Genomic DNA, 24656 nt, shown 5'->3' on the forward strand with positions numbered 1-24656 from the left:
TTGGCGTATGACGCGTCCTTGGAATCGGAAATACCTGGCTGACGGCCGGTCAGGCGGGCCCTGCGTGGCTGTCGAGCAGGGCCATGAATGCCCTGGCCGCGTTCGATAGCGTACGCTCCGTGTGCAAGATGTAGCCTAGCTGGCGCGACAGCTGTATGCCGGGCAAAGCGATGGGTGCAACCTGTTCATCGAGCATGGTGCGTGGCAGCACGCTCCAGGCCAGGCCGATCGACACCATCATCTTGATGGTTTCCAGGTAATTGGTACTCATGGCGATGTTTGGCGTCAGGCCCTGGCTTTCGAACAGGCGCTGGACAATATGGTGGGTAAAGGTATTGCCGCCGGGGAATACCGCTGGGTGGCGGGCGACGTCAGCCAGGCTGACCGCCTGGTTGCTGGCCAGTGGGTGCTCGGGGGCGGCGACGAAGTCCAGGGCGTCGTCCCACACCGGCACGGCCTTGACCAGGTGATGCGGTTCGGGCGCGAGGGTGATCACGGCAATTTCGGCGCGGCCATGCAGAATCTCGTCGTAGGCCTGTTCCGAATCCATGAACTGAATATCCAGCGCCACCGCCGGGTATTGACGGGTGAACGCCCGTAGCAGCGGGGGCAGGCGGTGCAGGCCGATGTGATGGCTGGTGGCCAGGGTCAGGCGACCGCTCACGGCCCCGGTCAGATTGGTCAGCGCCCGTCGGGTATCATCAAGGACGTTGAGGATCTGGTAGGCCCGTGGCAGCAGGGCGCGCCCGGCTTCGGTCAGGGTCACTTCGCGGCCCAGGCGGTCGAACAGGCGCACGTCCAACTGCTGTTCCAGGCCGGCGATGCGTTTGCTGATGGCCGGCTGGGTCAGGAACAGGCGTTCAGCCGCGCCGGAAAAGCTGCCGGTTTCGGCTATGGCGATAAAGGCACTGAGGTTGGCCAGGTCCATGGTTTTGTATTCCTTTGGGTTATCCAAAGCATAAAAATTATGAATTTGAGTTATTCAATCTAACCCCCTAGCATCGTCCGTACAAGCCAAGGGGTCTTTGGCATAGAAAGACGCTGATGAGGAACAGTCTGATGGCTGGCAAAACGCTCTACGACAAACTCTGGGAAGCCCATGAGGTCAAGCGCCGTGATGACGGCTCGTCCTTGATCTACATCGACCGCCACATCATCCACGAAGTGACGTCGCCCCAGGCCTTCGAAGGCCTGCGCCTGGCCAACCGCAAACCGTGGCGCATCGACACCAACATCGCCACGCCCGACCATAACGTGCCGACCACGCCAGAGCGCAAGGGCGGTATCGAGGCCATCGTCGACCAGGTGTCGCGCCTGCAGGTGCAGACCCTCGACGAGAACTGTGACGAATACGGCATCGTCGAATTCAAGATGAATGACGAGCGCCAAGGTATTGTCCATGTCATCAGCCCGGAGCAGGGTGCCACCTTGCCGGGCATGACCGTGGTCTGCGGTGACTCGCACACTTCCACCCACGGCGCCTTCGGTGCCTTGGCCCATGGCATCGGCACCTCCGAGGTCGAGCACGTGCTCGCCACTCAGTGCCTGGTCGCCAAGAAGATGAAGAACATGCTGGTGCGCGTGGAAGGCCAATTGCCAGCCGGCGTTACCGCCAAGGACATCGTGCTGGCCGTGATCGGCAAGATCGGCACGGCCGGTGGCAACGGCCACGCCATGGAGTTCGCTGGCAGCGCCATCCGCGAACTGTCGATGGAAGGCCGCATGACCATCTGCAACATGTCCATCGAAGCCGGTGCCCGTGTGGGCCTGGTGGCGACCGACGCCACTACCGTTGCCTACGTCGAAGGCCGCCCGTACGCGCCGAAAGGCGAGCAATGGAAGCAAGCGGTCGAATCGTGGAAAGACCTGGTGTCGGATGAAGACGCCGTGTTCGACACCGTGGTCGAGCTGGATGCCAGCCAGATCAAGCCACAGGTCAGCTGGGGCACTTCGCCCGAGATGGTCCTGGCCGTCGACCAGCGCGTACCGGACCCGGCTGCCGAAGCCGACCTGGTCAAGCGTGGTTCGATCGAGCGTGCGTTGAAGTACATGGGCTTGACCGCCAACCAGGCGATCACCGATATCAAACTGGACCGCGTGTTCATCGGCTCGTGCACCAATTCGCGTATCGAAGACCTGCGCGCCGCGGCGGAAATCGCCAAGGGCCGCAAGGTGGCCGCCAGCGTCAAGCAAGCCATCGTCGTACCGGGCTCGGGCCTGGTCAAAGCCCAGGCCGAGCGTGAAGGCCTGGACAAGATCTTCCTCGAAGCCGGTTTCGAATGGCGTGAACCGGGCTGCTCGATGTGCCTGGCGATGAACCCGGACCGCCTGGAGAGCGGCGAGCATTGCGCGTCCACCTCCAACCGCAACTTCGAAGGCCGCCAGGGCGCCGGTGGTCGTACCCACCTGGTCAGCCCGGCCATGGCCGCCGCTGCTGCGGTAGCCGGCCATTTCATCGATGTCCGCGAGTTGATCCAAGGGAGCGCAGCATGAAAGCCTTTACCCAGCACACTGGCCTCGTCGCGCCGTTGGACCGTGCCAACGTCGACACCGACCAGATCATCCCCAAGCAGTTCTTGAAGTCGATCAAGCGCACCGGCTTTGGCCCGAACCTGTTCGACGAGTGGCGTTACCTGGACGTGGGCCAGCCCTACCAGGACAACAGCAAGCGCCCGGTCAACCAGGAGTTTGTGCTCAACCACGCGCGCTACCAGGGTGCCAGCGTGTTGCTGGCGCGGGAGAACTTCGGTTGCGGCTCCAGCCGCGAGCACGCCCCGTGGGCGCTGGACGAATATGGCTTCCGTAGCATCATCGCGCCGAGCTTTGCCGATATCTTCTTCAACAACAGCTTCAAGAACGGCTTGCTGCCGATCATCCTCAGCGATGAGGAAGTGGACGAGCTGTTCAAGCAGGTCGAAGCCAACCCCGGCTACCAACTGACCATCGACTTGCAGGCCCAGGCGGTGACTCGCCCGGATGGCAAGGTACTGCACTTCGAGATCGACGCGTTCCGCAAGCACTGCCTGCTCAACGGCCTGGACGATATCGGCCTGACCTTGCAGGACAGCGATGCGATCAAGGCCTTCGAAGGCAAGCACCGCGCCGGGCAGCCTTGGCTGTTCCGTGATGCCTGAGTGATATAGCAGTGAGTGCTGGCCTTGCGGGAGCGGGGTTGTCCCGCGATGAGGCCGGCACTGGTGATGACAATCGAAAGGAATGCTCCCATGACCAGCACCACCCACACCGACGTGGTCCAACGCCAGTTCGGCGAACAGGCCAACGCCTACCTCAGCAGCGCCGTGCACGCCCAGGGCAGTGAGTTTGCCCTGCTGCAAGCCGAGCTGGCAGGGCAGGCCCATGCTCGCGTGCTGGACCTGGGCTGCGGTGCCGGTCATGTCAGCTTCCACGTCGCCCCGCTGGTCGCCGAGGTGGTCGCCTACGACCTCTCGCAATCCATGCTCGACGTGGTCGCCAGCGCCGCTGCCGAGCGCGGCCTGGCCAATATCACCACCGAGCGCGGCGCCGCCGAACGCCTGCCGTTCGCCGATGCCTCGTTCGACTTCGTCTTCAGCCGCTACTCGGCCCATCACTGGAGCGACCTGGGCCTGGCCCTGCGCGAAGTGCGCCGGGTGCTCAAGCCGGGTGGCGTGGCGGCGTTCATCGACGTGATGTCGCCGGGCAGCCCGTTGCTCGACACCTACCTGCAAACGGTCGAAGTGTTGCGCGACACCAGCCATGTGCGCGACTACTCCGCCGCCGAATGGCAGCGCCAGGTCAGCGAAGCCGGCCTGCATGTGCGCAGCCACACCCGTCAACCGCTGCGCCTGGAGTGGAACACCTGGGTAGAGCGCATGCGCACCCCAGAACCGATGCGAGTGGCCATCCGCCAATTGCAGCAAGCCATGGGCGAAGAAGTACGGCAGTATTACCAAATCGAGGCCGATGGCTCGTTCAGCACCGATGTGCTGGTGCTGTGGGCCGAGCGTTAAGCACTTTTCGGTGGGGCCCGTTTGGCCGCACCGCGTGAATGGATAGAGGAAAGCATGAGCAAGCAGATTCTGATTCTCCCAGGTGACGGTATCGGCCCGGAAATCATGGCCGAAGCGGTCAAGGTGCTGGAGCTGGCCAACGACAAGTTCCAGCTCGGTTTCAGCCTGGCGCACGACGTGATCGGCGGTGCCGCCATCGACAAGCACGGCGTGCCACTGGCCGACGAAACCCTGGAGCGTGCGCGCCAGGCCGATGCCGTGCTGCTGGGCGCCGTGGGTGGCCCGAAGTGGGACAAGATCGAGCGAGACATTCGCCCGGAGCGCGGCCTGCTGAAAATCCGTTCGCAACTGGGCCTGTTCGCCAACCTGCGCCCGGCCATCCTCTACCCGCAACTGGCCGATGCCTCGTCGCTGAAGCCGGAAATCGTTTCGGGCCTGGACATCCTCATCGTTCGTGAGCTGACCGGTGGTATCTACTTCGGTGCCCCGCGTGGCCAGCGCGAGCTGGAAGGCGGCGAGCGCCAGGCCTACGACACCCTGCCTTACAGCGAGAGCGAAGTGCGCCGCATTGCCCGTGTCGGCTTCGACATGGCCCGCGTGCGCGGCAAGAAGCTGTGCTCGGTGGACAAGGCCAACGTCCTGGCCTCCAGCCAGCTGTGGCGTGAAGTGGTCGAAGACGTGGCCAAGGACTACCCGGATGTGGAACTGAGCCACATGTACGTCGACAACGCGGCCATGCAGCTCGTTCGTGCCCCCAAACAGTTCGACGTGATGGTGACCGACAACATGTTCGGTGACATTCTGTCGGATGAAGCTTCCATGCTGACCGGTTCCATCGGCATGCTGCCTTCGGCGTCGTTGGATGCCGACAACAAGGGCATGTACGAGCCGTGCCACGGCTCGGCGCCGGACATCGCAGGCCTTGGCATCGCCAACCCACTGGCGACCATCCTGTCGGTGTCGATGATGCTGCGTTACAGCTTCAATCAGTCGGCTGCCGCCGAGGCGATCGAGAAGGCCGTGAGCCTGGTTCTGGACCAGGGCCTGCGCACCGGCGACATCTTCTCCGAAGGCTGCCGCAAAGTTGGTACGCAGGAAATGGGCGACGCAGTAGTCGCAGCGCTGCGGAATCTGTAATCTCTCTGGCCCGCCACCCAAAATTCCCGGTGGCGGCCCACTTTTAGCAAAGGTGTAGTTGCGATGAAACGTGTAGGTCTGATCGGTTGGCGCGGTATGGTCGGTTCCGTGCTCATGCAGCGGATGCTGGAGGAGCAGGACTTCGACCTTATCGAGCCGGTGTTCTTCACTACCTCCAATGTTGGCGGCCAGGGCCCGAACGTGGGCAAGGATACAGCGCCACTGAAGGACGCTTATTCGATTGAAGAACTCAAGACCCTCGACGTGATCCTGACCTGCCAGGGCGGCGACTACACCAACGAGGTCTTCCCCAAGCTGCGTGAAGCCGGCTGGCAGGGGTACTGGATCGACGCCGCTTCGTCCCTGCGTATGCAGGATGACGCCGTGATCGTCCTCGACCCGGTCAACCGCAAGGTCATCGACCAGCAGCTGGACGCCGGTACCAAGAACTACATCGGCGGCAACTGCACCGTCAGCCTGATGCTGATGGGCCTGGGCGGCCTGTTCGAAGCCGGGCTGGTCGAGTGGATGAGCGCCATGACCTACCAGGCGGCCTCGGGTGCCGGCGCGCAGAACATGCGCGAGCTGATCAAGCAGATGGGCGCCACCCATGCCGCCGTTGCCGAAGACCTGGCCAACCCGGCCAGCGCCATCCTCGACATCGACCGCAAGGTTGCCGAGGCCATGCGCAGCGAAGCGTTCCCGACCGAAAACTTCGGCGTGCCGCTGGCTGGCAGCCTGATCCCGTGGATCGACAAGGAACTACCGAACGGCCAGAGCCGCGAAGAGTGGAAGGCACAGGCCGAGACCAACAAAATTCTCGGTCGTTTCAAGAGCCCGATCCCGGTCGATGGCATCTGCGTGCGAATCGGCGCCATGCGTTGCCACAGCCAGGCGCTGACCATCAAATTGAACAAAGACGTGCCGATCGCCGACATCGAAGGCATGATCAGCCAGCACAACCCATGGGTGAAGCTGGTGCCTAACCAGCGTGAAATCAGCATGCAGGAACTGACCCCAACCAAGGTCACCGGCACCCTGAACATCCCGGTTGGCCGCCTGCGCAAGCTGAACATGGGTTCGCAGTACCTGGGCGCGTTCACCGTGGGTGACCAGCTGCTGTGGGGCGCCGCCGAACCGCTGCGCCGCATGCTGCGGATTCTGCTGGAGCGTTGATCGCTCTGCTTTGACTAAAAACCCGCGCTGGTGACAGCGCGGGTTTTTTATTACCAGCATGCGGCGCGGCTCCTACAAAAATCGCCTTCTGCCAGGCTTTTTTTGTTTTGTAACAGCGGCGTCCTGGAGTGGCAAAATGCCTGGCTTAACGAGAAATATTCTCATTATAATCGGCCTCCCCAGTTTGCCTGAGCATAGGAAAGTGCTGACGTGCTGGAACAACTCTTCAACGAACATGCCACCGCCTTGCACCGCTACCTGCTGCGCAAGAACTGCACGCCCAGCCTGGCAGCGGACATCGTCCAGGAAACGTTCCTGCGCCTGGCACAGATGGATGGAGTAGAGCGGCTGCTCGCGACCCCGGCCTACCTGTTCCGCGTTGCCCACAACCTGATGATCGACCATCATCGGCGCTATGGCAGCAAGCGCTACGAGGCCGAGCCGGCCAGTATCTTCGACGGCCTGATCGATGAAGCCAGTTCGCCAGAGGACCAGGCCCTGGGCGCATTAGAGCTTGAGCGCCTGCACGCAACCCTGGAGTTGCTGCCCGAGCGCACCCGCAACGTGTTCCTGCTGTGCCGGGTGGAGGGCATGACGCACAAAGAGGCTGCCGAGTATTTACGAATTTCCACAAGTTCCGTACAAAAACACCTGGCCAGTGCCCTGGCCAGGATCGGCCGAGGGCTTGAGCCTGATCACTAGACCAGGCGCTGACCTGGCCGGGCTACCAGAAAAACACCAACAGGCAGCAAACACCGCACCGTGAACCCCTCAGAACCTGTTGACCCGATCGAGCGCAAGGCCGCCGATTGGGTCATGAAACACCGTCAAGGTCGCCTCGGTCCCGCCGAGCAAGCGGCCTATCGGCGTTGGCTGGAAGCCGACCCCCGGCATGCTGCCGTCGCCCAGCGCCTCGACCGCGCCTGGCAAGCCAGTGCGGCGCTGCGTCAGGGGTATGTGCGGCCACCGCGTCCAGCTCGCGCCGCCGGGCCGCAGGGCTGGCTACAGGCTATATGGCAACGGCCATGGGCCAGTGGTGGCGTACTCAGCGGATTCGCGATGGCCTGTTGGTTGTGGCTGGCGCCGCCATTCTGGGTGCAGGGCCTGGGCGCCGACTACCAGACCGGCTATGGCGAAGTGCGCCATGTCACATTGGGCGATGGTAGCCAGCTTGTGCTGGGCAGCCGCAGTATTCTCAGCATCGCGTATGACGGCCAGCGACGTATGGTGCGCCTCAAGCACGGCGAGGCAGTCTTCAGCCCTTCACCCGTTGGCGAAGCGGAGCCACGACCTTTCACTGTCAGCACGCCAGGGGCAACCATCACCGCTCGTGGCACTCGTTATCTGGTCGCGGTCGACAAGGATGACCGCTCTGGCTGGGTGGGCGTGCTGCAGCACAGCGTTGAAATCAACCTGGTTTCCCATGGCCTGGACGATGCTTCGGCATCTGCCGTGCTGCAGCAAGGCGACAGTCTGTATTTCGGCCCACATGCCGGGCTCAAGCCACTGGAGCAATCCCCGGAGGAACTGGCCAGCTGGCAGGAGGGCAGGGTGGTGCTGCGCCAGCAGACCCTGGCCCAGGCAGTCGAGCAGTTAGGCCGTTATCGCGCAGGGTTGACGCTGGTGCGCGGCGATGCGCTGCGGCGCCTGCCGGTGAATGCCGTGGCACGGGTCGACCACGTCGATGACTCCCTGAGGCAGTTGGCCAGGCAGGCACATGCCCGGGTGCTGGAGCTTCCAGGTCTAATGCTGATTTACTGATCTAAAAAAACCATTTAATAGATCATATCGCTCTACTGTGTTTTCCAGCTTCGCACGTTACTGAATGCAAATAACTCTTATTTGTCTTTAGCTAGGGTGCTTGGAAACGATGTCAAAGGGAGCTTCAGGGCGTCTTGCCCCCCAACGTGGAACGCTGAGCCTGGGGATTCAGCTGGCACTGTTGGCCTGCTGCGGCGCCACGCCGGTACTGCCTGCCATGGCCGCCACCGACCCGGCTGGCGACGCACGCAGCCAGGCCGGCCAGTACCATCAATTCGATGTGAAGGGCGGGGCACTTGAAGATGCCATGTTGCAGCTGGCACGCCAGGCGGGCGCCGAGCTTTACCTGACCGGCGAGGCCTTCAATGGCCTGTACGCCAACCCGGTACAGGGCCGTTTCTCTCTGGAAGGTGCGCTCAAGCAATTGCTGAGTGGTTTGCCGATCAGCTTCAGCCTGAGTGGCGGGCCCGACCGCCCGGTGATCCACCTGCAATCGGCCACCAGCGCTGGCACCGATGACCTTCACCCGACCTACGTGTACGGCCAGCGTGACGGCCGCTCGCGGGACGAGAAGGGCTACAGCGACATCTACGACCAGGACATTTCCACCGTCTACGCCGGCAAGGAGCAGATCGAGCGCTACAAGGGCGCCGCCCCCGCCGACGTGTTCAAGGGCATGCTCAACGTCTACAGCGGCGACGCCCGCAACAGCGGTGCGCTGGACCCGAACGTACGTGGCATCCAGGGCCCTGGGCGGGTGCCGCTGACCATCGACGGCACCGAGCAGGCGCTGACCGTGTACCGCGGCTACATGGGGGCCAACAACCGCAACTACATCGACCCCAACCTGATCGGTTCGATCAAGGTAATCAAGGGGCCGAACCTGGAACGCAATGTCTACAGCGGTGTCGGCGGCGCGGTGGTGGCCAATACCCTGAGCGTCGATGACATCCTCAAGGAGGGCGAAGCATTCGGCGGCGAGTTCAAGATCGAGGGCAGTAACAATTCGGTATCCCCGAAGCTGCCCACACTGATGACCGGGCAGATGCCCGGTGCGGATTACCAGTACATTCCGATCAATTCGTACTACGACCCGTCGCTGTACAAGCACCCGCGCACCAGTAGCAGCAACGACCTGCTGTCGAGCGACGACAAGGCCTATCGGTTGGCACTGGGTACGCGCCAGGAGCATTTCGACCTGATGGGCGCCTACGCCTACCGGGAAAAGGGCAACCACTACGCGGGCAAGAAAAAGAGCAGTTACTACGCCAGTGGCGAGTTGGTGGATGGCAAGTGGGACTACGTGCCCAATCTGGCGCGCATCTACAAGCCTGGCGATGAAGTACCGAACAGTTCCAGCAAGATGGAGTCGTGGCTGGCCAAGGCTACCTGGAAGATCGACGAGGGCCAGAGCCTGGAATTTGGCTACCGTGCCACTGACTCGTTGTATGGCGAGATCCTGCCCTCGCGTATTTCATTTTTCACGCCGGGGAGTACCTATGATGCCGCGACCTACGGCGTGCCACAGTGGCCGCTGAGCCATGTAGACAGCAAGGCCTATAACGTGGAGTACAAGCTCAACCCAGAAGACAACCGCTGGGTCGACTTCTACTCGAACCTGTGGATGACCCGGACCGTCAGCGATACCTACAGTTCGGGTGGCGTTCCCAACGAAACCACGGCGCAGAATCGCGAGTTTCGTAATACCGCTGTGGCCAATGCCAAGCATGACCGGGCCGGGCTCACGGTCAGCAACAAGTTGAAGTTGCTCGACAGCCTGGATTTGACGTTGGGCGGGAGCTACCAGCATGAAAAGCTAAGTTCGGGCGACAGCATCTATGACCCGACCACGTTCTCGGCAACGCGTCTGTTTCCCAGGGCCGGGCGTCGCGAAGAGCAGGAATACAACTTCAACTTCGATTGGCAGCCCGTCTCCTTTGCACGCTTCACAGCGGGTGGGCGCTACTCCTCGTACTGGTCGTTCGATGATTTTCTCAAGCGTCAGCAGCGTGACACGGGCGTGAGTACTCAGGTTGTCCCAAGCGGTAAAGAGCTCTGGTATACCACGCGTAAACAGCTGTCGCAGGAGGAGTGGCGCGCAGTTGTGGATGAAAAACTTCAATTCGCACAAATGTTCTGGGACATGTTCGGCTATAGCGAAGCCGAACGGCAGGCTGATAAGGCATCTATTGAAGCGAGTACGCCGTACGTTCTCGATGTGGACCAGAAAAAACACTGGGCGCATGACGGCAAGGGAAAGTATCAGCGTAGTAACAACCCGTGCATCGCGGCTGCTGCCGCTGGCGAGGAAATAGTGACATGCAGCGCTGCCCTGTACAGCGGTGCTGCAGATGCTGTCGACAGTGAGGGTAATCTGGTCAATCAGGCAGTCGATACCTCTGCGCGGCACCGCAAGGATCAGGGGTGGGTGCCCAACCTGTCCGCCACATTCTACACGTCGGAGAACGGCCGATTTTACCTTCGTTACAGCGAAGCGATCCGTTACCCAAGCATGTTCGAAAGTACCGTTGGTTTCTCGGCTTCGCTGACGCCATGGGACTTGAAGCCTGAACATGCGCATAACTATGAAGTCGCCTATATCCATAACCTGAGTGGTTGGTGGGGCAGTGAGCAGGCGGATGTAAAGCTAACGTATTATCACAACACGACCAATGACGTCATCGAGCGTAGCCCGCAGTTGGTGTTCTCCAATATAGAGAAACAAACTACCGCAGGCGTTGAGTTACAAGGCCGATACGATAATGGCGGTTTTTTCACTGACTTGAGCGTGGCGCATGTGCTCAAGAATGAAGTGTGCGATGAAAACTCGGCGATGCAACTGGACGCCACCGGCGCTACCCCGAACTGCGTGGATGACGGCTTTATCGGTGGTTACCTGGTGGGTATGGCAATGCCTGAATGGTCCGCCAACCTTGGGTTGGGCGCACGTTTCCTTGACCGTCGCCTGGAAGTGGGTGGGCGTGTCATTTACTACAAGGGACATGACAGCAAGTTTCACAGTAACTACAGCGGTAATCCCATGGTTAGTTACTACCTGAATACGCCATTGTCCTGGGATGACATTGTGACCTATGACGCGTATGTCAACTACAAGCTCACCGACGACGTGAGTGTCGAGTTGGTCGGTACCAACCTGACCAATCTCTATTATTTGGACCCTTTGACCCGGTCGGCCATGCCCGCACCAGGCCGAACACTGAAAATCGGTTTAACAGCAAACTTCTGAGGTGAATTGATTATGGACGGGTGAACGGCGCCGAACGTCGGACGTGCTTGTGTGTTGGATACTATTAACTTATCAATGGATTATGAAATGAAAGCGTTCAATGTTTCCGTACTTGCAGTTGCACTCCTGGGTCTGGCTGGTGTTGCGCAGGCTGACACCGCCTCGGGGCAGAGCTACACAGGCGCCATCGTAGTGGGTGGCGCCCAAGGCAACTCTACCAATCATCCCGGTGAAGCGGGCGCGCCTGCCGTGGGTGTGTCGGCTTTCTACAACGGTACGAAAGTTGCGTTCAGCGGCCTCAAGGGCATGGTCGCGGCTGATACCCATGGTGTGACCACTATCACTACAGCCATGATGCCGCCATCGCACGCTACCCTGGGTAACTTTGACTTCAAGCAGGTTTCCACCCAGCAAGTCTACTTCGGCGAATGGTCGCAGAACGGTACCAACAATGACCCGACCCGCGTCGTCTACTACTCCGGTGATACCACGGGGCGCGTGCTGCCGACCACCAACGTTTCCTATGCCGTCCAGGGCATCAGCAACTACTCCGGTGGCAACCTGTTGTCGGGTGACCTGACTGCGAGCTTCGGCGCTGCTGCCCCGACCCTGACCGGTAACCTGGCTAACGGTGCACTGAAAGTCCAGTTGGCGGCCAACATCGACAAATCGACCGCTGCCTTCTCTGGCGCGGCCCTGGCACTCAACCCGACCAACAACGCGCAGTTGTCCAAGGGCACCACTCAGGGCAGTTTCTTCGGCGCGGGCGCTGCCGCTTCCCTGGCCGGTATCGCCAAGTTCGAAAACCGTAACTACGACACCGCGTTCGGTGGTGTGAAGAAGTAAGCCGACCCGCTTGATGCTGGTCAGTTAAGTGCATCAGGGCCGCCTTGCGGCCCTGATTGCAGCTATTTCAAGGCCCCCCGAGAGCCAAGCAATGCCCCAGCCTTCACGCCTGCATTACGTCTTGTTGCTGTCCCTCCCGCTTTCTTTCCCCCTCACTGCTTTGGCCGACCAGGACACCAACCTGCGCCTGAACCAGAGCATTGAATACCGCGCCAACCGTCAGGAGCGAGAGCTGCTCAAGGACGAAATCGCTGGCACGACGCTGGTCATCGATGGCCAGACGTACCGGGTAGAGAACAACCTTGATGACCTGGGCCGTGCCCTTTATGTTTCGGTGCAGCGCCAGCAATGGGCGGCTGTGACCGCATTCCGCGCCCGCTACGTCGCGCTGTCAGGCCACGACCGAATGCTGCTGGCCTACGCCGATGGCGCATTGGCTCGCTCGCGTGGCGACTTGGAGCAAGCCGAGGCGCACTACCGCCAGTTGTTGACGTTGCAGGGCGACTTTCTCCCCGGCCAGCTCGAACTGGCCCGGGTGCTGTTCGAAAACCGCAAGGACCGCGAGTCGGCTGAGGCTTTCCGTCAGATCAGCCAAAGCCTGGGCCCAGCCGATGCGCGCAACCAGGGCCTGGGCAATACCGTCGACAGTTTCATCGAGGCGCTGGACCACCGCGAAAGCTGGCAAGGCTCGCTTGCCATCGGCCCGACCTGGAACGACAACCTCAACCAGTCCTCGGAAAGCACCACCCACTACCGCCTGGAAACCAGTGACGGGGTGTACCTGGTCGAGCGCAAGATGCCCAAGGCAGTGTCGGCACAAGGCATCGACTACGAAGCCACACTGAACAAGCGCGTAGCGCTGTCCGGCCACCATGGCGTATTCGGCCGGGCGCTCGCCTACGGGCAGGCTTACGACAAAGAGAGCAAGTACAACGAAGACACTTTCATCGGTAACACCGGCTACAGCTATCAGGACGGGCGCAACCAGTACAGCCTGGGCCCACAGTTCGAATACAACCGCATTGGCAGTGACCCGATGTACTCAGCCTGGGGCCTGCGCGGTGAATGGATGCACAACCTTTCGGCCACGCGCATGCTCAAGCTGGAAGGCGAATACAAGGACATGGCCTACCGCCGCCAGGCCGCGGACACCTATGACGGCAGCGCAGCCTCCGTGTACGCCACTTTGTGGCAAGCCCTGCCACAGCAGTGGGTGCTGTTCGGCGGCTTCGACCTCACCGACCGCAACACCCGCGATGCTACCGAAGCCTACTTCCAGAGGGGCCTGCGCCTGGGCGTTGCCAAGGACTTCGGCATCGGCCTGAGCACTGTGCTGTTCGCCTCCTGGCGCACCCGCCAGTACGACGCCTACAGTGCCTTGCTCGATGACCGGCGTCATGAAGAGGAGCAGGGCTATACCTTTATCGTGCGCGCACCGGGCCTGGCCTTCCACGATCTGGTACCCAGCCTGACCTTCAAGTACAACAAGGTGAACAGCAACGTCGACTGGCTGTACAGCTGGGAGCGCAACAGCGTCAGCCTCAAGCTGGAGAAGCAGTTCTGACTGCCAGCCTAGCGACGGCGTTGGCCTCGATCGGGCAATGCGAGTAAAGTGCCGCTCCCGTTTCGCCAGAGGCAGACCGCATCATGAACCCTACATTCGATATCGCCGTCGTCGGCGCCACCGGCAGCGTCGGTGAAACCCTGGTACAGGTGCTCGAAGAACTGGCGTTCCCGGTCGCCACCCTGCACCTGCTGGCCAGTATGGAGTCGGCAGGCAGCAGCGTGATGTTCACCGGCAAGAAGCTGAAGGTGCGCGAGGTCGACAGCTTCGATTTCGCCCAGGTAAAACTGGCTTTCTTCGCCACTGGCGCCGCCGTCAGCCGCAGCTTTGCAGGCAAGGCGCTGCAGGCGGGCTGCACGGTCATCGACCTGTCCGGTGAGCTGGACGGTGGCCTGGCCCTGGTGCCTGAAGCCAACGCGCAACGCCTGACGGGCCTGGCCCTGCCGGCGCGTATTGTCAGCCCGTGCTCGGCGGCGGTTGCCCTGGCGGTCGCGCTGGCGCCGCTCAAGGGCCTGCTGGACATCGAGCGGGTACAGGTGATGGCCGCGCTGGCGGTGTCTGCGCAAGGCCGTGAAGCGGTCAGCGAACTGGCCCGGCAAACCGCCGAACTGCTCAACGCCCGGCCGCTGGAGCCGCGCTTCTTCGACCGCCAGGTAGCGTTCAACCTGCTGGCCCAGGTCGGTGCTGCCGATGAACAGGGCCATACGGCACTGGAGCGCCGGCTGGTCAGCGAGCTGCGCGTGCTGCTGGGGCTGCCTGAACTGAAGATTTCCGTGAGCTGTGTTCAAGTCCCGGTGTTTTTCGGCGATAGCTTCAGTGTGGCCGTGCAGAGCCGTCGCCCGGTTGACCTGGAAGCGGTCAATCAGGCCCTGGAGAGCGCCGAAAGTGTTGAGCTGGTGGAGCGTGATGATTATCCGACCCCGGTAGGTGACGCAGTGGGCCAAGACGTGGTCTATGTTGGTCGTGTACGTCACGGTGTTGATGAAGACCAGCAGCTCAACCTCTGGCTGACCACCGACAACGTGCGCAAAGGCGCCGCACTCAATGCCGTGCAAGTGGCGCAATTGTTGATTAAACACATGCCGTAAAAGATACTGGCGAGCACTTTTGTCCTGCTCCGCATGCAGGTTTCGGGACGATTCATACAAAGGAAGAGGTCATGCTTCGAATTCGCAAACTGGTTCTGGCCATGGCTGCAGCATCCGCGCTGTCGTCTGGCATGGCGAATGCGCTGGGCCTGGGGGAGCTGACCCTGAAGTCGGCACAGAATCAGCCGTTGGACGCCGAGATCGAATTGCTCGACGTGCGCGACCTCAAAGCCGCCGAAGTGGCGCCGAGCCTGGCGCCACCGGAAGAGTTCAGCAAGGCCGGGGTGGCATTTCCGACCTACCTCGAAGACCTGACCTTCACACCGGTGATCAACCCCAACGGCAAGAGCGTGCTGCGGGTGACTTCCAGCCAGCCGCTGCCAGGGCCAGTGGTCAAGTTTCTGGTCCAGGTGATGTGGCCGCAGGGCCGCCTGCTGCGTGACTACAGCGTGTTGCTCGACCAGGCCAAGGCCCAGGGCGACAAACCGGCGGCGGGCAATGTCACGCCGGCTACAACCGGTGCCAGCAGTTACACCACCCAGCGCCGCGACACCTTGTGGCAAATTGCCGCGCGCAACACCCAGGGTGGCTCTATCCAGCAGACCATGATCGCGATCCAGGCGTTGAACCCGGACGCCTTCATTGGCAACAACATCAACCAGTTGAAGGTTGGCCAGGTGCTGCGCCTGCCCGACCAGCAGCAGATCCAGAACATTGCGCAGGCCGAGGCGAACAGCGAGGTGGCCGAACAATATGCCGCCTGGCGAGAAGGCCGCCGCCTGGGGCCGCGTGCGCGCCAGTTGGATGCCACCCGCCGTGGCGCTGCCGAGGCCGCGCCGTCGCGTATCGCCCAAGGCGACAACCTGCGCCTGGTCAGCCCGGGCAACCAGGCCGGTGCCGGCCAGGCCAAGGCGTTGAATGACAAGCTGGCGGTGGCCCAGGAAAGCCTTGACACCAGCCGCCGCGACAATGAAGAACTCAAGAGCCGCATGAGCGACCTGCAGAGCCAGCTGGACAAGCTGCAGCGTCTTATCGAGCTGAAGAACAACCAGTTGGCCCGCCTTGAAGCCCAAGGCGCAGCCACGCCGGCCCCAGCGGCTGCTGCACCGGCCTCGGCCCCTGCGGCGGCGAGCGTGCCGCCAGCGGCCAAGCCGGCACCTGCCGCCGCCACCGCGCCCAAGCCGGCGCCTGCCGCCCAGTCGCAAGGTGTTGTCGACGAAATCATGGGCAACCCGCTGTTGCTGTGGCTGATCGCCGGTAGCGCGTTCCTGGTGCTGCTGCTTCTGCTATTGCTGCTGGCTCGCAAGCGCAAGGCCCAGCAAGAAGCTGAAAAGCACCTGCGCATGGCGCGTGCGCTGGAAGAAGAGCAGGGCACAGGCTTCGACAGCGATACCGAGAGCCTCGATGGCGTCGAAGTCTCGGAACCGAGCGTGACCCTGTCGCCGGCTGTGGTCGCAGCTTCCGCCGCCGCCGCTGTCGCTGCGGAAAAAGTGTCGGCACCCGTTGCCGAGGCAGAGCCCGAGCTTGAACCACAAGCAGACCCGCACGCCGCACTGCTTGCAGAAGTCGATCAGTGCCTGGCCGAAGGCCGTCTGAATCGCGCCGCCGACCTGCTGGAGCCCGCTGTGGCCGCAGCGCCGGAGCGTGACGACCTGCGTCTGAAGCTGATGGATGTGTACGCTCGCCAGGGTGACCAGAGCGCGTTCGCCGAGCAGGAGCGCCAGCTGTCGGCCGGCGAGCAGAACGTTGCCGAAGTCGCCGGGCTGAAAGAGCGTTATCCTGCCATGCTCGGCCTGGCTGCTGCCGGCCTGGGTGCGGCGGCGCTGGCTGCCGAGATGGATGAACAGTACGTGCAGGAGTTGCTGCACGACGAGCCCGAGGCCCCGGTGGTTGCGGATGTGGTGCCTGACGAGGTGCCTGAGTTCGAGCCACAAGTAGAGGCCGAACCCGAGGTTGTCGCGCAAGCAGAGCCTGAAGCAGAGCTGGAGGCCTTCGATGACGTGCCGACACTCGATGCTTCGGGCCTGGATGAGCAGGATCTGGACAGCGCATTCGACCTGAGCCTGGGTGAAGACCTGCCCGAGGAAGACCCGCTGGCAGCGCCGTTGCTGGATGAGCCGATGGCCCAGGCGCCTGTGCCCGACGAGTTGGTCATCGCCGAGCCTGTGCTGGATGAGCCAGAGCTGGAAGACGCTCAGCCAGAAGAACAGCCGTTCGCCGTGGATGCCGAGCTGCAAGACAGCGCCGACGCTGATTTCGAGGCCATGCTGGCTCAGGCTGAGCCACAATCTGCCGTGGACCTGTCTGATTTCGACCTCGATATCAGCGAGCCGGTTGCCCCAGCTGCTCCTGACGCGCTGGCGCAAGAACCGGTTGATGTCGCCGCCGAACTGGCCGCCTTCGACAGCGAGCCGGCATTTGACCCAGTGTCCGAGTTCGATATGCCGTCAGACTTCGACTTGTCCCTGTCGCTGGAAGACGACTCGCCCGCAGCCAAGCGCTTTGCCTCGGAGCTGGACGACGTCAACGCCGAGCTGGACAAGCTGTCGCAGAGCCTCGAATCGCCATCGCTGGAGCCGCACTTCACCCGCGAGGACGCGGTTGCGCAGCCCGAGCCCGAGCCTTTGGACGACCTGGACTTCGACTTCTTCTCCGGCAGTGACGAAGTGGCTACCAAACTCGATCTGGCCCGTGCCTATATCGACATGGGCGACAGCCAGGGTGCGCGCGACATCCTCGACGAAGTGGTCAAGGACGGCGACGACAGCCAGCGCCAGGAAGCCGAGGACATGCTCTCTCGCCTGGTCTGAGGTTGACTGCGCCGGCCTCTTCGCGGCAAGCCCGCGAAGAGGCCCTCAAACGCAGTGCATATCCAACGGCAGCCCTACACGGCTGCCGTTGTCGTTATAATCCCCGCCATTCCGTACACCCACAGGTTTCATGCGCTTGGACATCATCGACACCGCTACCGCCGAATCCGCGGCCGAAGGCTTCTCCCGTATCGCCCTGGGCGTGGAATACAAGGGCGCGCGCTACCGCGGCTGGCAGCGCCAGGCCAGCGGTGTACCGAGTGTCCAGCAGGCCCTGGAACAAGCCCTGTCCAAGGTTGCCAACGAGCCGATTTCAGTGATTTGCGCCGGGCGTACCGACGCCGGGGTCCATGGCTGCGGGCAGATCGTGCACTTCGATACCCGTGCCGTGCGTGACGAGCGCGCCTGGACCATGGGCACCAACTTCAACCTGCCGCACGACATCAGCGTGGTCTGGTCGCAGCCAATGCCGGCCGACTTCCATGCCCGCTTCAAGGCCTGCGCCCGGCGCTACCGCTATGTCATCTACAACGACCCGATCCGCCCGGCGCACCTGGCCGAGGAAGTGACCTGGAACCACCGTCCGCTGGACGTCGAGCGCATGGCCGAGGCCGCGCAGTTTCTGCTCGGCACCCACGACTTCAGCGCCTTCCGCGCCAGCCAGTGCCAGGCCAAGTCACCGATCAAGCACATCTACCACCTGCGCGTTACCCGTCATGGCCAGATGATCGTGCTGGACGTGCGTGCCACCGCTTTTCTGCATCACATGGTGCGCAACATTGCCGGTGTGCTGATGGCCATTGGCGCCGGTGAGCGCCCAGTCACCTGGGCGCGCGAGGTGCTCGAAGGGCGTAACCGCCGCGAAGGTGGGGTAACCGCCCACCCGTACGGGCTTTATCTGGTGCAGGTGGAGTACCCCGAGGAATTTGCGCTGCCCAAGCGTTACATCGGCCCACACTTTTTGAGCGGTTACGAGGCGTTGGCAGACTGACGGGCGAAAAGCCATTTGCTAACATCCGGCCTTTCGCCGCAATAACCAGGGTTCGCGTTCCATGAGCTATGTTCGCAGCAAGATCTGCGGGATTACCCGCATCGAAGATGCGCTGGCCGCCGCCGAAGCGGGTGCCGATGCCATCGGCTTCGTCTTCTATGCCAAAAGCCCGAGGGCGGTGGACGTGCGCCAGGCGCGGGCGATCATCACCGAGCTGCCGCCGTTCGTGACCACGGTCGGGTTGTTCGTCAATGCCTCGCGCTGCGAGCTGAACGAGATCCTCGAAGTGGTTCCGCTGGACCTGCTACAGTTCCACGGCGACGAAACCCCGCAGGACTGCGAAGGCTACCACCGCCCCTGGATCAAGGCCCTGCGTGTGCGCCCTGGCGACGACCTGGAGGCGGCCTGTAAGCAGTACGCAGGTGCCCGCGGTATTCTGCTGGATACCTACGTGGCGGGCGTGCCTGGGGGAACCGGTGAAGCGTTCGACTGGTCACTGGTACCGGCGCACCTGAGCAAGCCGATCATTCTGGCGGGCGGGCTGTCAGCCGATAACGTTGGCCAGGCAATTGCCCAGGTACGGCCTTATGCGGTGGATGTCAGTGGCGGCGTCGAACAGGCCAAGGGCATCAAGGACGCGGCGAAGATCGAGGCGTTCATGCGAGCGGTGAAGCAGGCGTGATGGCAGATGTGACGGCTGGCTGCGCGCCATCGTCCATAGCTTTCGCAGCCCTGCGGGGCCGCCGCCAGCGCTTATGGCGGCAAGAAAACACATTAGCGGTGGAGTGGCGCGCTGGAAGCCCCGGCGGCCGGTCCACCATCGTTTTGTAAAAGATTTTGAGCTCAAGGGCAGGGCAGGGCCGGCGACACCGACCCCCGCCTGCCAATACTGGAGAAAGAAAGCATGAGCAACTGGTTAGTCGACAAACTGATCCCTTCGATCATGCGTTCCGAGGTGAAGAAGAGCTCGGTGCCTGAGGGGCTGTGGCACAAGTGCCCGTCCTGCGAGGCCGTGCTGTATCGTCCGGAGCTGGAAAAGACCCTGGATGTCTGCCCCAAGTGCAACCACCACATGCGCATCGGCGCACGTGCGCGCATCGACATCTTCCTCGACGCCGAAGGCCGTGCCGAACTGGGTGCCGACCTGGAGCCGGTCGACCGCTTGAAGTTCCGTGACGGCAAGAAGTACAAGGACCGCTTGACCGGCGCCCAGAAACAGACCGGTGAAAAAGACGCGCTGATCTCCATGAGTGGCACCTTGATGGGCATGCCGATCGTGGTCAGCGCCTTCGAGTTCTCGTTCATGGGCGGGTCCATGGGCGCCATCGTCGGCGAACGTTTCGTGCGCGCGGCCAACTACGCCCTGGAGCATCGCTGCCCGATGGTCTGCTTCTCCGCTTCGGGCGGTGCGCGCATGCAGGAGGCGTTGATCTCGCTGATGCAGATGGCCAAGACCTCGGCCGTGCTGGCACGCCTGCGCGAAGAAGGCATCCCGTTCATCTCGGTGCTGACCGACCCGGTGTACGGTGGTGTCTCTGCCAGCCTGGCAATGCTCGGCGATGTCATCGTCGGTGAGCCAAAGGCGCTGATCGGCTTCGCCGGCCCGCGCGTTATCGAGCAGACCGTCCGCGAGAAGCTGCCAGAAGGCTTCCAGCGCAGCGAGTTCCTGCTGGAGCACGGTGCCATCGACCTGATCATCTCCCGTGGCGAGTTGCGCCCGCGTCTGGCCCGCCTGCTGGCGCAGATGACCGGCCAGGACACCCCGGAGCAAGCGCGTGAGGCGGCTGCCGTCGCGTGATGAAACAACGATCCCTGGGCGAATGGCTCGCCTACCTCGAGCAGTTGCACCCCTCGGCCATCGACATGGGCCTGGAGCGGTCGCAGAAGGTGCTTGCCCGGCTGGCGCTGGGCAAGCTGGCGCCACGCGTGGTGACGGTAACAGGCACAAACGGCAAAGGTTCGACCTGCGCCTTCGTGGCTTCGTTGCTGCGTGCCCAGGGCCTCAAGGTCGGCGTGTACAGCTCGCCGCACCTGTTGCGTTACAACGAGCGGGTGCTGATCGAGGGCCAAGAAGCCAGCGATGAGCGCTTGTGCGAAGCCTTCGCCGCCGTTGAGGCGGCGCGGGGCGATATTTCCCTCACCTACTTCGAGATGGGTACGCTGGCCGCGTTCTGGTTGTTCTACCAGTCGCAGCTGGATGCCGTGGTGCTGGAAGTGGGCCTTGGTGGCCGGCTGGACACCGTGAACGTGGTGGACGCCGACCTGGCCCTGGTGACCAGCATCGGCGTCGACCATGTCGATTACCTGGGCGATACCCGCGAGCTTGTGGCCTTCGAGAAGGCCGGCATCTTCCGCCCCGGCAAGCCGGCCCTGTGCGGCGACCTGGACCCGCCACGGCCGTTGCTGGACAAGGCTGGCGAACTGGCCGCGCCACTGTTCCTGCGCGGTCGTGATTTCGACCTGGCCAGCGCCGATGGCAGCTGGAGCTGGCGTGGTACCGCGGCCAATGGTGCGCAGGTAGCGCTGAGTGACCTGCCTTTACTCGACCTGCCCATGGAAAACGCCGCGTTGGCGTTGCAGGCTTACCTGTTGATGGGGCTGCCGTGGGATGCGGCGCAGGTTCGCCAGGCATTGCTGGATACCCGTATCACCGGGCGTCTCGACCGCCGCCAGCTGAACTGGCAGGGCAAGCCAGTTGAGCTGTTGCTGGATGTCGGGCATAACCCGCATGCGGCGCAGTACCTGGCCCGCCGCCTGGCGGCCCGTCCGCTGAATGGGCGCCGTTTCGCGGTGTTCGGCTTGCTCGCCGACAAGGACCTGGGCGGCGTTATCGCGCCGCTGCAGGGCCTGGTCGACGAATGGGCAGTGGCGCCGCTGGACACCCCGCGCAGCCGCCCGGCTGCGGAACTGGCCACGGCCTTGACGAACCATGGCGCCGCAGTGAAGTCTTATGCCAGCGTCGACGCCGCCCTTGAAGGGCAATGCGCGCAGGCGACGGCGGATGACCAGATCCTGCTGTTCGGTTCGTTTTTCTGTGTCGCCCAGGCGCTGGAATGGCTGGAGCGGCATGCCCAGGAGGGTGGAGTAGATGGCAGTGCTGGATAAAGGGATGAAGCAGCGCATGGTCGGTGCGCTGGTGCTGGTGGCGCTGGCGGTGATCTTCCTGCCGATGCTGTTCAGCCGCGAGGACGAGATGCGCCAGGTGCACGTCGAAACCCCGCAGGCACCGGCCATGCCCAGCCTGCCGGAAGTGAAGGTGGAGCCGGTTGCCGTGCCGCAACCGCAGGTGATCCCGGAGGCGCCTCAGCAGGCGCCGGTGGTGATCGATGAAGCCACTGCGCCGGCGAGCACGCCCAGCCAGCCCATTACCCCGTCACCACAGACTCAGGCACAGGTTCAACCGCCCAAGCCGCAAGCACCCGCGCCAGCGCCAAAGGTCGAGGCCAAGGCCGCTGCAGCCCCAGCGCCGGCAGCGCCTTCGAAGATCGACGTCAATGGTCTGCCAGTCAGCTGGTCGATCCAGCTGGCCAGCCTGTCAAACCGTGCCGGTGCCGAAAAACTTCAACAAACGCTGCGTAGCCAGGGTTACAACGCTTATATCCGCTCGGCGGGTGGCATGAACCGGGTGTATGTCGGGCCGTTGATCGAGCGGGCCGAAGCCGAGCGCGTGCGTGATGCGATCAATCGCCAGAACAGCCTCAAGGGCTTTGTGGTGAGGTTCCAGCCAGAACGCAGCTAATTCAGGCCGTAGGCTTCTGCGCGGCCCCTAAGATCTCTGCAGTACAGCCAGAACTGCTGGGGCCGCTTTGCGGCCCTTTCGCGACACAAGGCCGCTCCCACACCCAGGTGGCGCTAATCCCCGACATTCCGCTTACTCCCAGCCCTCTGCTCTGGTAAAATGCGCCGCCTCAAACGTCTGCAGGCAGCACCGTGGCATTTACCTTGGTTGATTGGGCGATCATTGCGATCATCGCCGTCTCCACACTGATCAGTCTCAAGCGCGGCTTCGTCAAAGAGGCCTTGTCCTTGCTCATCTGGATCATTGCCGGTGCGGTTGCCTGGATGTTCGGCGGTTCGCTCTCGGTGTATCTTGAGAGCTATATCCAGACGCCATCGATGCGCGTCATCGCTGGCTGCGCCATTCTTTTCGTCGCCACCTTGCTGGTGGGGGCCATGGTCAACTTCCTCGTCGGCGAACTGATCCGCGTGACCGGGCTGTCCGGCACCGATCGTTTCCTGGGCATGGCCTTCGGTGCCGCGCGCGGGGCCTTGCTGGTAGTGGTGGCCATAGGCCTGATCAGCCTGGGGCCGGTTCAACAGGACACCTGGTGGCAGGAATCACGCCTGATACCACAATTTCTCTTGGTCGCCGATTGGTCGAAAAACCTGATTCTGGGTTTCACCGGTCAGTGGTCGCCCAGTGGGTTGATCAGCGCTCCCGCTGATCTTCCGTTCAAGGAACAGTTGCTCGGGCCGTCCAAGCCCTGAGCGCTATTCACTCAAGTTTCGTCAAAGTAGGGGTTGCGTCGCATGTGTGGCATCGTCGGTATCGTCGGTAAGTCGAACGTCAATCAGGCGCTGTATGACGCGCTTACGGTCCTCCAGCACCGCGGCCAGGACGCTGCCGGTATCGTGACCAGCCATGACGGCCGGTTGTTCCTGCGCAAGGATAATGGCCTGGTGCGCGACGTGTTCCAGCAGCGCCACATGCAGCGCCTGGTGGGCAGCATCGGTATCGGCCACGTGCGCTACCCGACGGCGGGCAGCTCGACCTCGGCCGAGGCCCAGCCGTTCTACGTCAACTCGCCGTACGGCATCACCCTGGCCCACAACGGCAACCTGACCAATGTCGAGCAGTTGGCCAAGGAGATCTACGAGTCCGACCTGCGCCACGTCAACACCAACTCCGACTCGGAAGTGCTGCTGAACGTGTTCGCCCATGAGTTGGCGGTGCGTGGCAAGTTGCAGCCAACCGAAGAAGACGTGTTCGCGGCGGTTTCCCATGTACACAGCCGCTGCGTCGGCGGTTACGCCGTGGTGGCGATGATCACCGGCTACGGCATCGTCGGCTTCCGCGACCCCCACGGCATCCGCCCGGTGGTGTTCGGCCAGCGTCATACCGATGAAGGCGTGGAATACATGATCGCCTCGGAAAGCGTGGCCCTGGACGTGCTCGGCTTTACCCTGATCCGCGACCTGGCGCCGGGCGAAGCGGTGTACATCACCGAAGAAGGCCAGCTGTTCACCAAGCAATGCGCCGAAGCGCCGAAGTTGCAGCCGTGCATCTTCGAGCACGTCTACCTGGCCCGCCCGGACTCGATCATCGACGGTATCTCGGTGTACAAGGCCCGTCTGCGCATGGGTGAAAAACTGGCTGACAAGATCATGCGCGAGCGCCCTGAGCATGATATCGACGTGGTCATCCCGATCCCGGATACCAGCCGCACTGCTGCGCTGGAACTGGCCAACCGCCTGGGCGTCAAGTTCCGCGAAGGTTTCGTCAAGAACCGTTACATCGGCCGTACCTTCATCATGCCCGGCCAGGCCGCGCGCAAAAAGTCAGTGCGCCAGAAGCTCAACGCCATCGAGCTGGAATTCCGTGGCAAGAACGTGATGCTGGTGGACGACTCGATCGTGCGCGGCACCACCTGCAAGCAGATCATCCAGATGGCCCGCGAAGCCGGCGCCAAAAATGTCTACTTCTGCTCCGCAGCCCCTGCAGTACGCTACCCCAACGTCTACGGCATCGACATGCCGAGTGTTCACGAACTGATCGCCCACAACCGTACCACCGAACAGGTGGCCGAGTTGATCGGCGCCGATTGGCTGATCTATCAGGATCTGCCAGACCTGATCGACTCGGTCGGTGGCGGCAAGATCAAGATCGATCATTTCGATTGCGCGGTGTTCAACGGTGAGTACGTCACCGGCGATATCGACGAAGCCTACCTCGAGCGTATCGAGCAGGCCCGTAATGACCTGGCCAAGGTCAAGAACCAGGCCGTCAGCGCGATCATCGACCTCTACAACAACTGATTTTGGGAGCG

At 62.5% G+C, this 24656-nt stretch carries 20 protein-coding genes; 19 read left to right on the forward strand and 1 reads right to left on the reverse strand.

Going from position 1 to position 24656, the window contains the following annotated elements; genetic code table 11:
- Nucleotides 1–49 precede the first annotated feature (49 nt).
- Complete coding sequence (locus APH35_RS15950) at nt 50–928, reverse strand: LysR family transcriptional regulator (RefSeq protein ID WP_012271187.1); 879 nt, start codon at nt 926–928, stop codon at nt 50–52.
- A 131-nt stretch (nt 929–1059) separates the two neighbouring features.
- Here APH35_RS15950 and leuC point away from each other — a divergent pair, with 131 nt between their 5' ends.
- The 19 genes from leuC to purF all read left to right on the forward strand — a co-directional run bounded on the left by leuC (nt 1060) and on the right by purF (nt 24645).
- Complete coding sequence (gene leuC, locus APH35_RS15955) at nt 1060–2493, forward strand: 3-isopropylmalate dehydratase large subunit (RefSeq protein WP_012271188.1); 1434 nt, start codon at nt 1060–1062, stop codon at nt 2491–2493.
- A complete protein-coding gene (leuD, locus tag APH35_RS15960; protein ID WP_012271189.1) occupies nt 2490–3134 on the forward strand; it encodes a 3-isopropylmalate dehydratase small subunit in 645 nt (214 codons plus the stop codon). Before leuC ends, leuD begins: the two co-directional genes overlap by 4 nt.
- Before the next feature lie 90 nt (nt 3135–3224).
- Complete coding sequence (locus APH35_RS15965) at nt 3225–3989, forward strand: class I SAM-dependent methyltransferase (protein ID WP_060515081.1); 765 nt, start codon at nt 3225–3227, stop codon at nt 3987–3989.
- Between the two features lie 54 nt (nt 3990–4043).
- Nucleotides 4044–5126: a 3-isopropylmalate dehydrogenase gene (gene leuB / locus APH35_RS15970; protein WP_012271191.1), complete on the forward strand. Its 1083-nt coding sequence runs from the start codon at nt 4044–4046 to the stop codon at nt 5124–5126.
- Between the two features lie 63 nt (nt 5127–5189).
- Nucleotides 5190–6302, forward strand: coding sequence for an aspartate-semialdehyde dehydrogenase (asd, locus tag APH35_RS15975; protein ID WP_012271192.1), 1113 nt, complete (start codon nt 5190–5192; stop codon nt 6300–6302).
- Nucleotides 6303–6512: 210 nt separating this feature from the next.
- The gene (locus APH35_RS15980; protein WP_012271193.1) at nt 6513–7004 is read left to right on the forward strand and encodes an RNA polymerase sigma factor; all 492 of its coding nucleotides are present in this window, start codon (nt 6513–6515) and stop codon (nt 7002–7004) included.
- A gap of 60 nt (nt 7005–7064) precedes the next feature.
- On the forward strand, nt 7065–8063 hold the full coding sequence (locus APH35_RS15985) for a FecR family protein (protein WP_226342915.1): 999 nt from the start codon (nt 7065–7067) through the stop codon (nt 8061–8063).
- 109 nt (nt 8064–8172) lie between these two features.
- Nucleotides 8173–11310, forward strand: a complete 3138-nt coding sequence (locus APH35_RS15990) for a TonB-dependent receptor domain-containing protein (protein ID WP_060515082.1) — start codon at nt 8173–8175, stop codon at nt 11308–11310.
- An 87-nt stretch (nt 11311–11397) separates the two neighbouring features.
- Nucleotides 11398–12156: a Slam-dependent surface lipoprotein gene (locus APH35_RS15995; RefSeq protein ID WP_041166420.1), complete on the forward strand. Its 759-nt coding sequence runs from the start codon at nt 11398–11400 to the stop codon at nt 12154–12156.
- 91 nt (nt 12157–12247) lie between these two features.
- Nucleotides 12248–13720, forward strand: coding sequence for a surface lipoprotein assembly modifier (locus tag APH35_RS16000; RefSeq protein ID WP_060493362.1), 1473 nt, complete (start codon nt 12248–12250; stop codon nt 13718–13720).
- 83 nt (nt 13721–13803) lie between these two features.
- Entirely contained in the window at nt 13804–14808 is a 1005-nt protein-coding gene (locus APH35_RS16005) for an aspartate-semialdehyde dehydrogenase (protein WP_060515083.1), read from the forward strand.
- 71 nt (nt 14809–14879) lie between these two features.
- Nucleotides 14880–17618: a FimV/HubP family polar landmark protein gene (locus APH35_RS16010; protein ID WP_012271199.1), complete on the forward strand. Its 2739-nt coding sequence runs from the start codon at nt 14880–14882 to the stop codon at nt 17616–17618.
- 130 nt (nt 17619–17748) lie between these two features.
- Nucleotides 17749–18609 carry a tRNA pseudouridine(38-40) synthase TruA gene (gene truA, locus APH35_RS16015; RefSeq protein WP_012271200.1) on the forward strand — a complete coding sequence of 287 codons (861 nt, stop codon included), beginning with the start codon at nt 17749–17751 and terminating at the stop codon, nt 18607–18609.
- Nucleotides 18610–18670: 61 nt separating this feature from the next.
- On the forward strand, nt 18671–19291 hold the full coding sequence (locus APH35_RS16020) for a phosphoribosylanthranilate isomerase (RefSeq protein ID WP_012271201.1): 621 nt from the start codon (nt 18671–18673) through the stop codon (nt 19289–19291).
- 222 nt (nt 19292–19513) lie between these two features.
- Nucleotides 19514–20407, forward strand: coding sequence for an acetyl-CoA carboxylase, carboxyltransferase subunit beta (gene accD / locus APH35_RS16025; protein WP_012271202.1), 894 nt, complete (start codon nt 19514–19516; stop codon nt 20405–20407).
- Nucleotides 20407–21714: a bifunctional tetrahydrofolate synthase/dihydrofolate synthase gene (gene folC / locus APH35_RS16030; RefSeq protein WP_060515084.1), complete on the forward strand. Its 1308-nt coding sequence runs from the start codon at nt 20407–20409 to the stop codon at nt 21712–21714. The genes accD and folC overlap by 1 nt, the downstream gene beginning before the upstream one ends.
- Entirely contained in the window at nt 21698–22348 is a 651-nt protein-coding gene (locus APH35_RS16035) for an SPOR domain-containing protein (protein ID WP_060515085.1), read from the forward strand. The genes folC and APH35_RS16035 overlap by 17 nt, the downstream gene beginning before the upstream one ends.
- A 191-nt stretch (nt 22349–22539) precedes the next feature.
- Complete coding sequence (locus APH35_RS16040) at nt 22540–23097, forward strand: CvpA family protein (protein WP_012271205.1); 558 nt, start codon at nt 22540–22542, stop codon at nt 23095–23097.
- A 42-nt stretch (nt 23098–23139) separates the two neighbouring features.
- A complete protein-coding gene (gene purF / locus APH35_RS16045) occupies nt 23140–24645 on the forward strand; it encodes an amidophosphoribosyltransferase (RefSeq protein ID WP_012271206.1) in 1506 nt (501 codons plus the stop codon).
- Nucleotides 24646–24656: the final 11 nt, after the last annotated feature.

Source organism: Pseudomonas sp. NBRC 111132 (assembly GCF_001320565.1).
Classification (GTDB): domain Bacteria; phylum Pseudomonadota; class Gammaproteobacteria; order Pseudomonadales; family Pseudomonadaceae; genus Aquipseudomonas; species Aquipseudomonas putida_P.

Coding starts and splice junctions, on each gene's coding strand:
- APH35_RS16020 (WP_012271201.1), top strand. CDS start 18,671: ATGAGCTATGTTCGCAGCAAGATCTGCGGGATTACCCGCATCGAAGAT.
- APH35_RS15965 (WP_060515081.1), top strand. CDS start 3,225: ATGACCAGCACCACCCACACCGACGTGGTCCAACGCCAGTTCGGCGAA.
- asd (WP_012271192.1), top strand. CDS start 5,190: ATGAAACGTGTAGGTCTGATCGGTTGGCGCGGTATGGTCGGTTCCGTG.
- APH35_RS16000 (WP_060493362.1), top strand. CDS start 12,248: ATGCCCCAGCCTTCACGCCTGCATTACGTCTTGTTGCTGTCCCTCCCG.
- APH35_RS16005 (WP_060515083.1), top strand. CDS start 13,804: ATGAACCCTACATTCGATATCGCCGTCGTCGGCGCCACCGGCAGCGTC.
- leuB (WP_012271191.1), top strand. CDS start 4,044: ATGAGCAAGCAGATTCTGATTCTCCCAGGTGACGGTATCGGCCCGGAA.
- truA (WP_012271200.1), top strand. CDS start 17,749: ATGCGCTTGGACATCATCGACACCGCTACCGCCGAATCCGCGGCCGAA.
- leuC (WP_012271188.1), top strand. CDS start 1,060: ATGGCTGGCAAAACGCTCTACGACAAACTCTGGGAAGCCCATGAGGTC.
- folC (WP_060515084.1), top strand. CDS start 20,407: ATGAAACAACGATCCCTGGGCGAATGGCTCGCCTACCTCGAGCAGTTG.
- accD (WP_012271202.1), top strand. CDS start 19,514: ATGAGCAACTGGTTAGTCGACAAACTGATCCCTTCGATCATGCGTTCC.
- purF (WP_012271206.1), top strand. CDS start 23,140: ATGTGTGGCATCGTCGGTATCGTCGGTAAGTCGAACGTCAATCAGGCG.
- APH35_RS15950 (WP_012271187.1), bottom strand. CDS start 928: ATGGACCTGGCCAACCTCAGTGCCTTTATCGCCATAGCCGAAACCGGC.
- APH35_RS15990 (WP_060515082.1), top strand. CDS start 8,173: ATGTCAAAGGGAGCTTCAGGGCGTCTTGCCCCCCAACGTGGAACGCTG.
- APH35_RS16010 (WP_012271199.1), top strand. CDS start 14,880: ATGCTTCGAATTCGCAAACTGGTTCTGGCCATGGCTGCAGCATCCGCG.
- leuD (WP_012271189.1), top strand. CDS start 2,490: ATGAAAGCCTTTACCCAGCACACTGGCCTCGTCGCGCCGTTGGACCGT.
- APH35_RS16035 (WP_060515085.1), top strand. CDS start 21,698: ATGGCAGTGCTGGATAAAGGGATGAAGCAGCGCATGGTCGGTGCGCTG.
- APH35_RS15995 (WP_041166420.1), top strand. CDS start 11,398: ATGAAAGCGTTCAATGTTTCCGTACTTGCAGTTGCACTCCTGGGTCTG.